Here is a 14,963-nt window from a genome sequence, read left to right as displayed (position 1 = left end):
GGAGCCGGCCTAGAACCACACCTCGGTCTGAACGCCGAAGCTCCACTGGCCGCCGGTGAAGCCTTCGTTGCCGAAGGAGCCAGTACCGTAGTTGTTGAGATCGCTCGACCAGTCGGTGTAGGAGGCGAAGGCGCGAATCTCCGGCCGCTGCCAGAAGCCACCCACCTGGGGCTTGAAGGTCGGCGCGATGGTGAACTTGCCAAAGTCGCCGCTCACCGCGTTGCGGCCATCGAAGCCGTTGGGGTCGAGGTCCATGTACTGGTAGCTGGCTTCGTACTGCATCTCGAAGTTCTGGGTGAGCTCGTTGACCAGGCGTGCGTTGAGAGTCAGCCACTTGTAGTCGTCGCCATCGACGTAGCGGTCCTTGCTCACCTCGCCGAGCAGCACCGGAGCCAGACGCCAATTCGGCGCTACGTAGGTGGTGCCGTAGATGCCGAGACGAGTGGCCTGGGCATCGTCGGTCAGGTTGCCATCGCTGCCGAGCCCCTTGACCTCGGCGCCCAGGCCCTGGCCGTGCATCAGCGCCACCTTGAAGTTGCCCTCGCTCAGGCCGAAGAAGCTGTCGCCGTGGTAGGCCACCATGGTGTGGAAGCCACTGTCGGCAGCAGACTGGCCCTCCCCGATGTCGCGCTCATCGTTGTCGGCCGCGGACAGTCCACTCACCATCCACTGCCAGTTACCGAAGTAGTTGTTGGCGGTGAGGATCAAGCTATCGGTACTGCCCTCGTCCCCCGGACGCTCGGGGCGCACCGGATAGTCGCTGAAACTGCGCCCGTAGAGCGAGAAGTTGGAGCGCCAGTTGTCGGCCAGCTGCACGTCGTAGATACCGGCGCCGGTACCGGCGAGGAAGATGAAATCACTGTCGAGCCAGTGGATGTCGAAGTTGTCGCGGTCGAAGCGCTTGCCGGCCCAGATCGAGGCGTTCTCGAAGGCGCCGGTGAAGCTTGGCAGGTCGCTGAACTCGGCATAGACCTGACGCACGTTGAGGTTGGAGTCGCCATCCCAGTCGTTGCTGGTCTCAGTGCTGCTGGCCAGCATGGTGCGGTAATGCGCCTTGGCGCCGTTGTCGAACTGCATGCGGTAGTTGAGAATCGCCTCGGCGTAGGTATCCGGCTCGTTGCCCAGACGCCCCACGGCACCACCCAGCCCACCGGCCGGCGTCACGTAGGGGCCACCGTCGATGCTCTTGCGGTCTTCACCCAGCAGCAGCCCGGAGCGGGCGTAGACGTTGAACGAGAAGCCCTCTTCGCCGCTGGCCTGACGCTCGACACGGGCCAGGCGCTCTTCCACGTCAGCGGGGGCCGGGCTTCCCGCGGCCTGGGCCTCGGCGAGTTCGGCGCGCTGCTCGGCGGCGCTGGCGCGCTGTTCGGCGGCGGCGATGCGGCTCTCCAGTTCGAGCAGACGCTGCTCCAGGGCGCTGGTATCGGCGGCGGCGTGCCCGATCATGCCGAAACTGGCCAGGGCCACGGCGGCAACCAGCGGAGTTCTTGGCAAGGCAGTCTTCATCGCAGTTGTTCCTTTGTGTTTATTGGATTGTTTACGCAAGGAGAACGGTGGGAAGCATGGCGCTGTATCGTTTAAGAGCGGTATCACGGGATACTCTTGTCTCTTATGTCTCGTCCTGCTGCCCTGGCCTGAAACGCAGCGGAGCCAGGCAGAAAAAACTTAATCGTTTAAGAGTTACAATGCAAAGACAAAATGTAATATTACTACCAATGTCTAAGCACCCACACGCCTGCCCAATACAGCACACGAAAAGGGCGCAGGATCTCTCCTGCGCCCCTTGGGGTCGTTCGAGTGCGGTAAGGCTTACTCGGCGACGACGACCACGCGAACGGTGGCATCGACTTCGGCATGCAGATGCAGGTCGATGTCGTATTCACCGGTCTGGCGGATCGGACCTTCGGGCATGCGAACTTCGCTTTTGGCGACTTCGATGCCGGCCTGACCCAGCGCCTCGGCCAGGTCACGCGGGCCGATGGAGCCGAACAGCTTGCCTTCGTCGCCGGCCTTGGCCACCAGCGACAGCTCGATCTCGGCCAGCTGAGCGGCACGGGATTCGGCAATCGCCTTGCGCTCGGCGGCCTGGGCCTCGAGCTCGGCGCGCTGCGCCTCGAAAGCTTCTACGTTGTCCTTGGTGGCCGGCACGGCGAGGCCGTAGGGCACCAGGTAGTTACGGCCGTAGCCGGGCTTCACGGTGACCTTGTCGCCCAGGCCGCCCAGCTTGCCAATGTTGTCGAGCAGAATGACTTCCATCTCGTTAACCTCTTGTCAGTCGCTGCGAGAGGCCAGACGGCCGCGAAAATCCGCGAACACATCGATGAAGGCCACCAGCAGCACTATCAGAATCATGGGCCAGGTGGTGATCAGCAGTACGTAGAAAGCGATCAGCCACAGCCCGTTCATACCTTTCAATCCGACGTAGCCGTGCACCAGAGCGATACCGGCCACCAGCAACGGCACCCACACCAGCATGGAGAGCGACGGCAATCCCAGCACCATGCCCACCACGCCGAGCACCACCAGCAGGCCGAGTTCGCGCGGCATCAGGCGCAGCGCATGGAACTCCTCGCGAAAGCCACCGGGGTTGTAGAGCCCCGCCTGCCAGGCCCGCGCCAGCGCCAGACAGCCCACCGCAGCGATCAACACCACCAGGCCGGTGATGCCACCGATCAGCAGCGTGGCCAGCTCCTCGGTGTCGAAGCCCTGGTTGGCCATCTCGGTCAGCATGCGGTCGATCTCGGCCGAGCCCTGACGCAGCTGCTCCAGCAGCGGCCCGGCACCGCCCGGCGGCACGAAGACACCGAGCTGGATCATCACCGCCGCAGCCAGCGTGCCGACGACCAGCGCCTCGCTCCAGCGCATGCGGGAGCGCAGCACCACCGCCATCAGCGTGACCAGCAGTACGCTGGCCAGCGGCAGAGCGTCGCCCTGAGCCCACCACCAGCCGGCAGGGATGGCGGCTGCTACCAGCACCGGCAGCGCCGGCGACAGACCGCGACGCAGCGTGACCAAGGCCACGATGGCGCCACTGAGCCAGAACAGCCAGGGTATCACCGCGGCCAGCGCCGCCCCGCCTACGGCGTAGGGCGTGCCGCGCATCAACCATCGGGCGATCGGCAACATCGAACCGGCGGCTTACTGGTGGCTGTCGGTGTAGGGCAGCAGGGCCAGGTAGCGCGCGCGCTTGATGGCGGTTGCCAGCTGACGCTGATAACGGGCCTTGGTACCGGTGATGCGGCTGGGTACGATCTTGCCGGTTTCGGTAATGTAGGCCTTCAGCGTGTCCAGATCCTTGTAATCGATCTGCTTCACGCCTTCAGCGGTGAAACGGCAGAACTTACGGCGGCGGAAAAAGCGTGCCATGTAGAGACTCCTCGGTACGTGCGATCAGTGGGCTTCGGCAGTTTCTTCTTCGGCGCGCGGCTTCTCTTCGCGACGCGCACGCTTGTCGTCTGCCGGCTTCATCATCGGCGAAGCTTCGGTGATGGCTTCCTTGCAGCGCACCACCAGGCTGCGAATGATGGCGTCGTTGAAGCGGAAGATGTTCTCGATTTCCTCGAGGGTCTCGCCGCTGCACTCGACGTTCATCAGCACGTAGTGAGCCTTGTGGATCTTGTTGATCGGGTAGGCCAGGTGACGACGGCCCCAGTCCTCCAGACGATGCACGGTGCCACCGCTCTCGGTGACGATGCTGGAGTAACGCTCGACCATGGACGGTACTTGCTCGCTCTGGTCCGGGTGGACCATGAACACGATTTCGTAATGACGCATGGGATCTCCTTTCGGGTTGGCAGCTTCCGCGTGAGACCTGTGCCATGGTGGGCCGGCTCTCAGGAGAAGCAAGGAGGTGATAGTCGAAATGACAACGCCCGCTCACGCAGGAACGGGCGCCTGTATTCTAGTGATCTGCACCGCCGGTTGCAAGCTGGCGCTGCGCTGGCGGCTCATGCACCGCAGCGCTGGCGCACCGCCTCGAATAGACAGATGCCGGTGGCTACCGAGACGTTGAGGCTGGTTACGCTGCCGGCCATGGGCAACTTGACCAGACCATCGCAGGCCTCGCGGGTCAGCCGCCGCATGCCCTTGCCCTCGGCACCCATCACCAGCGCCGTGGGGCCGGTGAACTCGGCCTCGAAGAGCATCGCCTCGGCCTCGCCGGCGGTGCCGGTGATCCAGATGCCGAGCTCCTTGAGCCGGGCCAGCGCGCGGGCCAGATTGGTCACCTGATAGACCGGCACGCTCTCGGCGGCACCGCAGGCCACCTTGCGCACCGTGGCATTGAGCGGCGCCGACTTGTCCTTGGGCACGATCACGCCGTGCACGCCGGCAGCATCAGCGCTGCGCAGGCAGGCGCCGAAGTTGTGCACGTCGGTAACGCCGTCGAGTACCAGCAGCAGCGGCGGCGTAGCGTGGGGCCAGGCCTCCAGCTTGAACCACAGCGACGCCTCGCTCTCGAAGGCCAGCGGCGCGGCAAAGGCGACGACGCCCTGATGCGAGGCCTCCCTGGCCAGACGGTCGAGTTCGTCACGTGGATGCTGCTCGACTCGCGCGCCGCCACGGCGGGCCTGCTCGATCAGCTCGACCAGGCGCTGCTGGGCATCGCCCTCCTGTACCCACAGCACCCTGGGCGTTTCGCCGCGCGCCAGCAGGGCACGCACCGCATGCACGCCGAATACGGCATCGAGCCCGCCCGGCGTAGCCGCAGGAGCCGATGGAGCACCCGCTCTCGATCTACGGCCGGCATCTCGCTTCGGCCCTTTTCTGCCTTGTGCCATCAGCCGCGCGACCTCGACCGGCGCGGGCCGCGACGACGCTTGCCGCCCTTGCCTCGCTCACCCTTGTCTTCCGCCTTACCGGCGGCCGGCTTTGGCGTGAAAGTCGCCTCTGCCTCACCGCTCCGTTTGCGCGGCTGACGTTTGGGCCGCGGCTTCTCGTCCTCGAGGGCGAAGTCGATCTTGCGATCGTTCAGGTCCACACGGGCCACCTGCACGGTGACGCCATCGCCCAGGCGGTAGCTCATGCCGGTACGTTCGCCCTTGAGGCGATGTTTCTCGGGCTCGTAGTGGTAGTAGTCCGAGGGCAGCGAAGTAACGTGCACCAGCCCCTCGACGTAGACCTCGTCGAGGCGTACGAAGATACCGAACTGGGTCACCGAGGCGATGGTTCCTTCATACACCTCACCGAGCTTGTCCGACATGAACTCGCACTTGAGCCAGTCCTCGACGTCACGGGTGGCGTCGTCGGCGCGGCGCTCGGTCATCGAGCAGTGCTCGCCGAGCTCGAGCATCTGTTCGAAGGTGTAGGGGCACCACTTGCTTGGTGGATCCACCTTGGCCCCTTCGGCACGCAGCACCGTATTGGTCTGGCGCGGCCCACGCACCACCGAGCGAATGGCGCGATGCACCAGCAGATCCGGGTAGCGACGAATCGGCGAGGTGAAGTGAGCGTAGGCCGGGTAGGCCAGGCCGAAATGGCCCTCGTTCTGAGGTGAGTAGACCGCCTGGCTCATGGAGCGCAGCATCACGGTCTGGATCACGTCGGCATCGGGGCGGCCGCGAATCGCCTCGGCCAGGGCCTGATAGTCCTGGGGCGTGGGTTCGTCGCCGCCGCCCACCGAGAGCCCCAGTTCGTTGAGGAACAGGCGCAGCTTGTCGAGACGCTCCGGCGAGGGGCGCTCGTGAATGCGATAGAGCGCCGGCAGGTCGTGCTTGTCGAGGAAGCGCGCGGTGGCCACGTTGGCCGCCAGCATGCACTCCTCGATCAGCTTGTGGGCATCGTTGCGGGTGCGCGGCACGATCTTCTCGATCTTGCGCTCCTCGTTGAAGAGGATCGCCGTCTCGGTGGTCTCGAAGTCGATGGCGCCGCGCTCCTCGCGGGCCTGACGCAGCACCTTGTAGAGTTCGTGCAGCCCCTTGAGCGGCTTGACCAGGGCGCGATACTCCTCGCGCAGCGCGTCGCCCTCGGGGTCGTCCTCGTCGAGGATCGCCGCCACCTTGTTGTAGGTCAGTCGCGCATGGGAACGGAACACCGCCTCGTAGAAGCGATAGCGGCTGATCACCCCCTGCTTCGAGATATTCATCTCGCAGACCATGGCCAGGCGATCGACGTCCGGGTTGAGCGAGCACAAACCGTTGGAGAGCAGCTCGGGCAGCATCGGTACCACCTGCCCGGGGAAGTAGACCGAGTTGCCGCGCCGAATCGCCTCCTCGTCGAGCGGCGTGCCGGGACGCACGTAATGCGAGACGTCGGCGATGGCGACGATCAGCTTCCAGCTGCCGGACTTCGTCTTCCAGGCGCACACGGCGTCATCGAAATCCTTAGCGTCCTCGCCGTCGATGGTCACCAGCGGGATGTCGCGCAGATCGATACGATGCTGCTTGTCCTGCTCGGCCACCTCGGCGGACATCCCGGCGATCTGATCGTGCACCTCGGGCGGAAACTCGGCAGGAATCTCGTAGCTGCGGATGGCGATGTCGATCTCCATGCCCGGATCCATACGCTCACCGAGCACCTCGACCACCTCGCCCACCGGCTGCACCCGGGTATCGGGCTGCTGCACGATCCGGGCCGATACCACCTGGCCGTCGCGGGCACCGCCACAGGCGCTATGAGGAATGATCACCTCCTGGGTGATGCGCGGGTTCTCGGGGATCAGCACGCCGAATTCGGAGGTATTCTCGCGATAGACGCCGACGATGGTCTGGGTATTGCGCGACAGCACTTCGGCAATGGTGGCCTCGTCGCGGCCGCGGCGGTCGCGACCGCTGACGCGCACCAGCACGTAGTCGCCGTGGAAGACCCGGCGCATCTGCCGCGGCGGCAGCACCAGGTCGGGTTTCTTGCCGTCGTCGCGCAGCACGAAGCCGAAGCCGTCGCGGTGGCCAAGCACCTTGCCCTTGATCAGGTCGAGCTTGTCGATCAGCGCGTAGGCGCCGGCGCGGTTGCGCAGCACCTGGCCGTCGCGTTCCATGGCAGCCAGCCGGCGGCGCACCGCCTCCTGCAGCTCATCGTCCTCCAGACCCAGCATGCGGCTCATGGATTCATGGGTGATCGGCTTGCCATACTCCTCCAGACGCGCCAGCAGGTACTCGCGGCTAGGCGCCGGCTTGTCATACTTGTGGGCTTCACGGCTGGCATGGGGGTCGTTGCTGAGCGTCCAATGAGTCATGCGAGGGGCATCCTTGGCAACGGGAGCAGCATTCGGGGAAGAGAGTCGGCAAGTTGCCGCATACGTGGGGTATTGCTAATAGAGTCATTTGTCATGCCCGCATTATAGCGCCGGTAGTGGCGGTTCCCAACCATGACGGCTCAACCCGACATGAATTGAGCCCCGCATTCGACTCTTTTACCGCCCCGACTCTTGCATTGGCCCACAAATTGGGTAAGATACGCGTCGCCTGCCCAGATGGCGGAATTGGTAGACGCGCTAGCTTCAGGTGCTAGTGTCCTTACGGACGTGGAGGTTCAAGTCCTCTTCTGGGCACCATCGCTCTTTATTCAGCTCGAATCGCTCGTGTTCGCCCAGGTGGCGGAATTGGTAGACGCGCTAGCTTCAGGTGCTAGTATCCTTACGGATGTGGAGGTTCAAGTCCTCTCCTGGGCACCATCCCAGAGGCGCGAACACGACGGCGACAACGGCAGAGTACGAAAATAGCGAAAGCACGACAGGCATGATGCGCCCAGGTGGCGGAATTGGTAGACGCGCTAGCTTCAGGTGCTAGTATCCTTACGGATGTGGAGGTTCAAGTCCTCTCCTGGGCACCACTGCTCTACGAGCAGACCGCGTCATGCAAGTTGAAACATCGCCAGAGTGAATTAGAAACATCGCCAGAGCGAATAAAGAGAACCGCGACTGATCGCGGTTTTTTGTGCCCGAATGCCTCCCTGACTCAGTATCTGGCCCACCTCAATATCTGGAGGGAAGCCGCGCCACCTCTTCGAGCGCCCACCCCGACGCCACCACCTCTCCCTCCAACACCTCGGCCACTTCCTCGGGCAGCCGCGGGAAGAAGTTGAGCCCGGTACGCGCTTCCACCTCATCGATGGTCACCAGGTAGTCGTCCAGCGGTTCGTCGCCGCGCACTTCCTGGGGCATGATGAAGGCCAGTGCCATGGGCTCCTCGGCCGGCACCACGACGATCTTGTAGAACGCCTCGGGGATCTCGACCAGCCCGACCCGGTTGGTCACGTTGTCGAGGAAGCGCTCGGGGAAGACCGGACCGGTGATCACCTGGACCACGCCGAAGCGCGGCACGAAGTGGTCGATCACCGCCTCTTCCAGGCGCTGCCACAGGCGGCGGTTGAGGTCGGGACGCTGGGGCGAGATGTTGCTCATCAGGAACGACTGCTCCTGGGCCTGACGCCCGTGCACCACGGCAATGGCGTAGTTGGGCGCCAGGTGGCCGCGGTCGTAGCCGCTGCCGAAGTAGCTGTCGGCGGCAATCGGCCACAGGGTGCGCCAGTCGCGGCGAAAGTCTGGCCTGGGCGCCGCCCGGCGCTCCTCCACGTCGTGCAGCAGATAGCTCACCCATAGCGGATTGACCCGCACGTCCGACCAGCCCACCAGGAAGCCGTCGTTGCGCAGCACGCGGTGCACGGTCAGCGGGGTCAGGGTGTCCCAGGTGGGCACACCCATCCAGCTCAGCTGGTCGCGGTACTCCTGCTCCTGGGTGTACCACAGGCCGCTGCCGACCAGCACGAAGACGAGAGTGATGCCGAATTGGCGAACGCGGGAGCGCCAGCGTGGCAGTACGGCGCGACGCCGCCGGCCACGGGTACGTGTCAAGGCCATGAAGTCATCCGCAGGGGAGCCACTGCCGGTACATCCGGGTACCGGCTCGATACGGTCATGAGTGGGTGGCAGTCGCTAGCGAATTCCTACCAGCCGAGCGAGAACATGGTCTCGAGATCGTGCTTGGAGTGCACCTGCATGGCGTTGAGGGTCTCGGTATCGCGAATGCCTTCCACGGCATTGAGGCGCTCGGTGACCAGCTCGGCCAGGCTTTCGAAGTCCCGCGTGCGGGCGATCGCCACCAGATCGTAGCGACCGCAGGTGGAGTAGACCTCGCTGATGCCTTCGACGTCGGCGAGCCGCTCGGCCACCGCCTTGACCTGCCCCTTCTCGGTGTTGATCAGAATCACGGCGTTCTGCATCGGGCACCCTCCCCGTTGATAAAGTCCTGCGGCCAGGCATCGCCGCGCTGGCGCGAGTATAGCAGGCCCACCCCGGCGGCTGAATCGCCGCGCTCTGTCCGGGCCGCTCGCCTACGCCCGAGAATGCCACCTCTTACAGGCAAGGCGGCAGGAACACGATGGGATAGCCGACGAACAGGGTACTGCCCGCGGAGAACAGGAACATCCCGGCCGAAATATAGGCGAAGTAGCACTCGCGGCGCACCTCCGCCCTGCGGCCCGCCGCAACGCTGGCCCAAGTCAGCCACAGCAGCAGCGCGGTGGTGACCAGGGTGGCCACGCCGACGCCCAGGTTGATGCCGGTGAGCATGTCGCTCTCGGGCTCGGGGGGCGCCACCGAACAGGCCACCGAGAGCCCGGCATAGATCGCCACGAACCAGATGCCCCAGATCGTCAGCCCGCTGACCAGATGAATTGGATGGGTGAGTTTCAGCAGACGCCTCATGCACCACCTCCCAGCACGGTCGGCAGGACCCAGATGGCCACGAACAGGCTCCAGTAGACCACCAGGTGGTAGTACCACAGACGCAGCACCACCACCGGCTCCAGCGGCGTCTCGACGCTGACGTAACCGTAGCCGACGCGCAGCCCCTGGAGAAGGCACAGTATCGCCCCCAACGACGCCAGAATGAGCACGTAGCACAGCGCCACGAACAGTGTGGCATCATGCGCCGTCTCGGTAGGCGCCAGCCCCGCGAGCCACATCACCGCAACGATCAGCAGCGTCTGCAGGCTTCCCAGGCCGCCCGCGAGATACATCATCAGGCCGAGCCCGCCCCCCTCGCGGCGGCGCAGGCGACGCACCACCTTGGCCAGCAGCAGCGTGCCCAGGGTCAACGCCACGCCTGCCGCCACCAGCAGCAGCGGCGAAAGCGGAGAGCTCTCCGGCATCTGCCACTCAGGCGCCACCACCCACAAATAGAACCAGCCGAACAGCAGCGACAGATAGAGCGAGCCGTTGGCCAGATGGGAGACCGACATGCACCAGACGCCGGGGCCGTTCATGGTGTGGTAGTGCAGCGGCGGATCGGTAGGCGCCATCGACGCCTCGGGCGCCTTGCCGGGATGCGCGCCGTTCTCCCACGACCAGCGCAGCAGCAGTACCACACCGACCAGCACCGCCACGGCGGCCAGCCAGTAGACTCGCACCAGCAGACTGATGCATACCACCGCCAGAGCCAGCGAGGAGAACAGCGGCCACCAGGAGTTACTGGGCAGATGAATGGTTTCGCGCAGCTTGCCGGTCAGCGCATCGCTGCCCCAGGTCTCACGCCGGCCATGGTCGATGGTGGCGAGACCGTGCTGCCCTTCGTAGATGGTTCGCGAGAGCTCTGGCTTCTCCCACAGCGGGTGGCGTGTCTCCACTGCGGGCAGACTGACGAAATTGTAGGCCGTGGGGGGCTTGGGCATGGCCCACTCCAGGGTATCGGCGCCCCACGGATTCTGCGGCGCCTTCTTGCCGAAGCGGAAGTGCAGCACGATATCGAGAATCAGCAGCGCCACGCCGGCGGACATCATGAAGCCGCCCACCGAGGAGATCAGGTTGTAGATGTCCCAGCCCATGGCGGTATCGTAAGTGAACACCCGCCGGCGCATACCCAGCAGCCCGGTCCAGTGCATGACCAGGAAGGTGACGTTGAAGCCGAGGAAGATCAGCCAGAAGCTCCACTTGCCCAGACGCTCGGATGGCATGCGCCCCGATACCTGAGGCAACCAGTAGTAGAGCCCGGCCATCAGCGGGAACAGCATGCCCCCCACCAGCACGTAGTGCATGTGGGCGACCACGAAATGGGTGTCGTGCACCTGCCAGTTGAACGGCACCAGGGCCAGCATCACCCCGGTCAGCCCCCCGAGTACGAAAATGATCAGGAAACCGACGATCCACAGCATCGGCAGCGTCATCCTGGGCCGGCCCAGCCACAGCGTGGAGAGCCAGACGAATATCTGGATGGCGGTGGGAATCGCCACCAGCATGCTCGCCGCCGAGAAGAAGGCCAGCGCCAGCTGCGGTATGCCCAGGGTGAACATGTGGTGCACCCAGAGCCCGAAGCTGACGAAGCCCATGATGATGATCGCCGCCACCACCCAGCCGTAGCCGACGATGGGGCGCCCGGCGAAGACCGGAATCAGAGTCGAGACGATACCCGCCCCCGGCAGGAAGATGATGTAGACCTCGGGGTGACCGAACAACCAGAACAGGTGCGCCCACAGCACCGGGTCACCGCCGCCGGCCACTTCGAAGAAAGGCATTCCGGCGGCTCGCTCCAGCTCGAGCAGAATGCTGCCGAGGATCAGCGGCGGAAAGCCGACCACGATCATCAGCGCCATGGCCAGGATGTACCAGGCGAACAGCGGCATCTTGTGCAGCGCCATGCCCTGGGTACGAGTGCGCAGGATCGACACCACCAGCTCGACGCCAGCGGAGAGCGCCGATATCTCGACGAAGGTGATGCCCAGCAGCCAGAAATCGGAGCCCGGCCCGGGCGAGTACTCGCCGCTGCTGAGCGGGGTGTACATGAACCAGCCGCTGGCCGGAGCGATCTCCAGGATCATACTGGAAAACAGAATGATGCCGCCGAACAGGTAACAGAAGTAGCCAAAGGCGGTCAGCCGAGGACACACCAGGTCGCGAGCCCCGATCATCTTGGGTATCATGTAGATCGCCAACCCCTCGAGAATGGGGATGGCGAACAGGAACATCATCACCGTGCCATGCATGGTGAAGACCTGGTTGTAGATCTCGTGGGACATGAAATCGTTGTCGGGGAAGGCCAGCTGAGTGCGGATCAGCATCGCCAGCAGGCCACCGATCAGAAAGAAGATCGCCCCGGTGACCATGAAGCGCAGACCGACGGTGGTATGGTTCACCACGGTCAAGGCCCGCCAGCCGGTGGGATTGCCCCACACCTCGTCCAATCCCTTGTGCAGTCGCCGAACCTCGGGCGTCAGCGTCGCGTCCTTGATCTCGCTCATGGTTCCATCGTCTCCAGCCAGGCTCCGATATCCTGCAGCGTCTCGGTGTCGATATGGTTATGCGGCGGCATCCTGTTGCCGGGCTTGAGCAACTGGTGGTGCTCGAGCCAGTAGGCGATGGCGCCCTCTTCCATGGGCAGCACTCCGGCCCCGAGAGTGGGGCGGGAGCCGATGTCGGTCAGGTTGGGGCCGACCATGTCGTAAGTGACATCGTCGGCGATGAGCTCCTGCGGAAAGCCGTCGACGGTGTGGCAGGCCGCGCAGTGCTCGCCGAAGGCCTGCCGCGCCTCGTCGAAGCCTGCGCGCGGCTCGGGAGGAGCACGGCGCTCGGCCAGCCAGGCATCGTACTCCGCCCGCGGCATCGCCTCGACGTGCAGCAGCATGTTGGTGTGCTGGGCACCGCAGTACTCGGCGCACTGGGCACCGAAGACGCCGGGCACGTCGGCTTCGAGACGAATGATCGAATGCCGTCCCGGCACCATGTCGCGCTTGCCACCGAGGCGCGGGATCCAGAAGGCGTGGATCACGTCCGCACTGACCAGGCGGAAGTCGACCGGCTCCCCGGCCGGCATCACCAGCCGGTTGGCGGTGATCACGTCGGGTTCGCCGTTCTCGCCGGGATAGCGGATCTCCCACCACCACTGGTGCCCCACCACTTCGATGAGCTCGGCCTCACCCTCCGGCAATGGCAGGGGAAGCATGCTGCGACCGGTCGGGGCGGCGAAGACCAGCAGCGCAATGATGCTGACAAGCGGCAACGCGATCCCGCCGCCAAGCACCCAGCGCAGCATGATGCGCTGCTCCTCCCGCGGCGTTCGCTGGGGCCGCTCGCCGCGGCGAAAGGTATACAGCCAGAGCGTGAAGAGAACCAGCGCCACGACCGCACTGAAACCAAGCATGGCCCACCACACCCAGAACTGATGGCGAGCAGCGGGACCGGACGGATCGAGGATCGACATTTCCCCGGCGCAGCCGGCCAGCAGTGCCGTCAGCGGTAGCGCTGCCCATGCCACCAAGCGCCGCCAGCGGTTGACCCATTGCTGGACAGGGCGTTGAATGCCAGAGAGACCTCTGAACCGATCGCAAAGGACGCGAACATGGCTGAACAACCGAGACGCTCGATCAAAAGCCGTGCTGCCATTGGCGGGCACCCCCTTCACCCCACCATGGTGCACTTTCCCATTGCCTGCCTGATGCTGGTGGTGGGCAGCGACGCCCTCTTCCTGTTCATCGGCGACCCGTTCTGGGCACGCACCAGCCTGTGGCTGGCCGGCATCGGCGCTCTGGGCGGCTGGGTCGCCAGCATCGCCGGCCTCACCGATCTGATCACGGTCAAGCGAATCCGCGACATGATCCTGGGCTGGTGTCACGCCATCCTGGCGGTGATGATGTTGTCGCTGGCATCCCTCAACTGGCTGTGGCGTTACCTCTACCCCACCGACCTGCTGCCTTGGGCCGTTGGCCTGACGCTGATGACGGCGGGGTTGATCGTGCTGGCCGGTATCCTCGGTGGCATGCTCGTCTACGACGAGGCGGTCGGCGTCGAGATCGACGACAAGTAACGTTGACCGAGCATGGCGGGTCGAGTGGCGCATGTGACTCTCCTTGTCATGCCTCAATCGAATGGCTTACTGAGTACCAGCACGAGAACGGCAAGCATGAGCGTGGCGGCGATGGCGGCCACCAGCGCGCTTGCCGGCACCAGGAAGCGGCGTCGGTCACGCTCCAGGCTCACGATCAGCGCGCCGCACAATACATGGCATAGCACCATGCCGCTCACGGCCGCCAGCTTCAGCACAAGCCAGCCGCCGACGAGCTGCGCCACGACGAACAGCAGGGTGCCGCTCATGATCGCCAGCAGGGCGAAGGGAGTGGCGATGTGAGTGAAAACGAAACGCAACAGTGCCGGGGCGGACACCTCGAAAGAGCTGCCCGTCCGGGCCCGGGCACTGACCATCAGCATGGCCGGCAGATACAGCAGCGAAGCACACCAGCACAACAGCGTGGCGATGTGCAGAACCTTTAACCACGGCATAACAGCATCCTTGCAGCAGCAGTGTTCACACACCCTATCGAATCTACCTTAGCGGTGCCAGCGCCATCGGCTCCGTTGGCCGGCGCTTCACGCCTCATTCATTCGCATTCCCTTACGTCGCCTCGCCCGCCGAAACCGCATGACACCGAACTGAAACGCAAGGCAAAATTCAGCAATTGCGCCTCGGCTCGAAAGAGTGTTTCCTCCGCTTAACACTCGAGAACTTCACACCCCCTTGCCGAGTCTGATAATCGAGCCGGTACGTCGCCTGTGCTCTCGGCAGCTGCCCGGCGCAATGGGGTTCGTTCCATAACGACTTGACCGTGTCGAAGCAGGAGATATCTCAATGGCCAAGAAGCATCCCATGGCCAAGAAGCATCGCTCCCCGGCCCATCAGAGCCGACGTGACTTCTTACGCAACAGCCTGCTGGGCATCGCCGCTCTACCCCTGGGAGCCGGCATTGTCTCGCGCCATGCATTCGCCCAGACCCTGCCAAGGCTCAACCCCAACGACGAGCAGGCCCAGGCACTGAACTACGTGGAAGTGGCCGAGCGAGCCAGCGATCACCCCGCGTACGAGCGAGGCGAAACCTGCAGCAACTGCATGTTCTTCGAACGTCGCAGCGAAGGCTGCCAGCTCTTTCCACAGAATAGCGTCGAACCAGGCGGCTGGTGCCAGTCCTGGGTCACCGCCGACTGAGCCAACCATGGGCCGAACCAGCGAAGCGCGCGGCTGCCGGCCCGGCCCATGCTACCTGAC

At 64.5% G+C, this 14,963-nt stretch carries 15 protein-coding genes and 3 tRNA genes; 5 read left to right on the top strand and 13 right to left on the bottom strand.

The annotated features are described in order from the left end of the window. Positions 1-9: 9 nt before the first annotated feature. The 7 genes from HOP59_RS02860 to rnr form a co-directional block, all read right to left on the bottom strand. Positions 10-1,506, bottom strand: a complete 1,497-nt coding sequence (locus HOP59_RS02860) for a carbohydrate porin (RefSeq protein WP_010629655.1) — start codon at positions 1,504-1,506, stop codon at positions 10-12. A 303-nt stretch (positions 1,507-1,809) separates the two neighbouring features. Then, positions 1,810-2,256: a 50S ribosomal protein L9 gene (gene rplI, locus HOP59_RS02855; RefSeq protein ID WP_010629656.1), complete on the bottom strand. Its 447-nt coding sequence runs from the start codon at positions 2,254-2,256 to the stop codon at positions 1,810-1,812. Between the two features lie 15 nt (positions 2,257-2,271). Then, entirely contained in the window at positions 2,272-3,126 is an 855-nt protein-coding gene (locus HOP59_RS02850) for a YybS family protein (RefSeq protein ID WP_234252737.1), read from the bottom strand. Positions 3,127-3,138: 12 nt separating this feature from the next. Beyond that, a complete protein-coding gene (rpsR, locus tag HOP59_RS02845) occupies positions 3,139-3,366 on the bottom strand; it encodes a 30S ribosomal protein S18 (RefSeq protein ID WP_010629658.1) in 228 nt (75 codons plus the stop codon). Between the two features lie 24 nt (positions 3,367-3,390). Further along, complete coding sequence (gene rpsF, locus HOP59_RS02840; RefSeq protein WP_010629659.1) at positions 3,391-3,774, bottom strand: 30S ribosomal protein S6; 384 nt, start codon at positions 3,772-3,774, stop codon at positions 3,391-3,393. 173 nt (positions 3,775-3,947) lie between these two features. Next, positions 3,948-4,778 (bottom strand): 23S rRNA (guanosine(2251)-2'-O)-methyltransferase RlmB, encoded by an 831-nt coding sequence (gene rlmB, locus HOP59_RS02835; RefSeq protein ID WP_267965820.1) that lies wholly within the window; start codon positions 4,776-4,778, stop codon positions 3,948-3,950. Beyond that, a complete protein-coding gene (gene rnr / locus HOP59_RS02830) occupies positions 4,778-7,171 on the bottom strand; it encodes a ribonuclease R (RefSeq protein WP_234252735.1) in 2,394 nt (797 codons plus the stop codon). Before rnr ends, rlmB begins: the two co-directional genes overlap by 1 nt. A gap of 231 nt (positions 7,172-7,402) precedes the next feature. Here rnr and HOP59_RS02825 point away from each other — a divergent pair. The 3 genes from HOP59_RS02825 (at position 7,403) to HOP59_RS02815 (ending at position 7,767) form a co-directional block, all read left to right on the top strand. Continuing rightward, positions 7,403-7,489: transfer RNA gene (locus HOP59_RS02825), tRNA-Leu, on the top strand. 33 nt (positions 7,490-7,522) lie between these two features. Next, positions 7,523-7,609 (top strand) — tRNA-Leu (locus HOP59_RS02820). A 71-nt stretch (positions 7,610-7,680) separates the two neighbouring features. After that, a tRNA-Leu gene (locus HOP59_RS02815) sits at positions 7,681-7,767 on the top strand. A gap of 142 nt (positions 7,768-7,909) precedes the next feature. On the opposite strand, the gene HOP59_RS02810 is transcribed toward HOP59_RS02815, so the two are convergent. The 5 genes from HOP59_RS02810 to coxB all read right to left on the bottom strand — a co-directional run bounded on the left by HOP59_RS02810 (position 7,910) and on the right by coxB (position 13,181). After that, positions 7,910-8,794, bottom strand: coding sequence for a DNA/RNA non-specific endonuclease (locus tag HOP59_RS02810; RefSeq protein ID WP_234252734.1), 885 nt, complete (start codon positions 8,792-8,794; stop codon positions 7,910-7,912). Positions 8,795-8,880: 86 nt separating this feature from the next. Then, positions 8,881-9,156 carry an Lrp/AsnC family transcriptional regulator gene (locus tag HOP59_RS02805; RefSeq protein WP_010629663.1) on the bottom strand — a complete coding sequence of 92 codons (276 nt, stop codon included), beginning with the start codon at positions 9,154-9,156 and terminating at the stop codon, positions 8,881-8,883. Between the two features lie 133 nt (positions 9,157-9,289). Continuing rightward, the gene (locus HOP59_RS02800) at positions 9,290-9,640 is read right to left on the bottom strand and encodes a hypothetical protein (RefSeq protein ID WP_234252733.1); all 351 of its coding nucleotides are present in this window, start codon (positions 9,638-9,640) and stop codon (positions 9,290-9,292) included. Continuing rightward, entirely contained in the window at positions 9,637-12,168 is a 2,532-nt protein-coding gene (gene ctaD, locus HOP59_RS02795) for a cytochrome c oxidase subunit I (protein WP_234252732.1), read from the bottom strand. Before ctaD ends, HOP59_RS02800 begins: the two co-directional genes overlap by 4 nt. After that, a complete protein-coding gene (gene coxB, locus HOP59_RS02790) occupies positions 12,165-13,181 on the bottom strand; it encodes a cytochrome c oxidase subunit II (RefSeq protein WP_010629666.1) in 1,017 nt (338 codons plus the stop codon). The genes ctaD and coxB overlap by 4 nt, the downstream gene beginning before the upstream one ends. 84 nt (positions 13,182-13,265) lie before the next feature. Between coxB and HOP59_RS02785 the strand changes: the two genes are divergently transcribed. Continuing rightward, complete coding sequence (locus tag HOP59_RS02785) at positions 13,266-13,730, top strand: DUF2231 domain-containing protein (RefSeq protein WP_010629667.1); 465 nt, start codon at positions 13,266-13,268, stop codon at positions 13,728-13,730. Positions 13,731-13,783: 53 nt separating this feature from the next. Here HOP59_RS02785 and HOP59_RS02780 read toward each other — a convergent pair whose 3' ends face one another. Continuing rightward, positions 13,784-14,203 carry a CopD family protein gene (locus HOP59_RS02780; RefSeq protein ID WP_010629668.1) on the bottom strand — a complete coding sequence of 140 codons (420 nt, stop codon included), beginning with the start codon at positions 14,201-14,203 and terminating at the stop codon, positions 13,784-13,786. Between the two features lie 346 nt (positions 14,204-14,549). On the opposite strand from HOP59_RS02780, the gene HOP59_RS02775 reads away from it, so the two are divergent. Continuing rightward, the gene (locus tag HOP59_RS02775) at positions 14,550-14,903 is read left to right on the top strand and encodes a high-potential iron-sulfur protein (protein WP_234252731.1); all 354 of its coding nucleotides are present in this window, start codon (positions 14,550-14,552) and stop codon (positions 14,901-14,903) included. Positions 14,904-14,963: the final 60 nt, after the last annotated feature.

It is taken from the genome of Billgrantia aerodenitrificans (genome assembly GCF_021404405.1).
GTDB lineage: Bacteria > Pseudomonadota > Gammaproteobacteria > Pseudomonadales > Halomonadaceae > Halomonas > Halomonas aerodenitrificans.
Note: the sequence above shows the minus strand (reverse complement) of the source record. Positions and strands in the feature narration are given on the sequence as shown.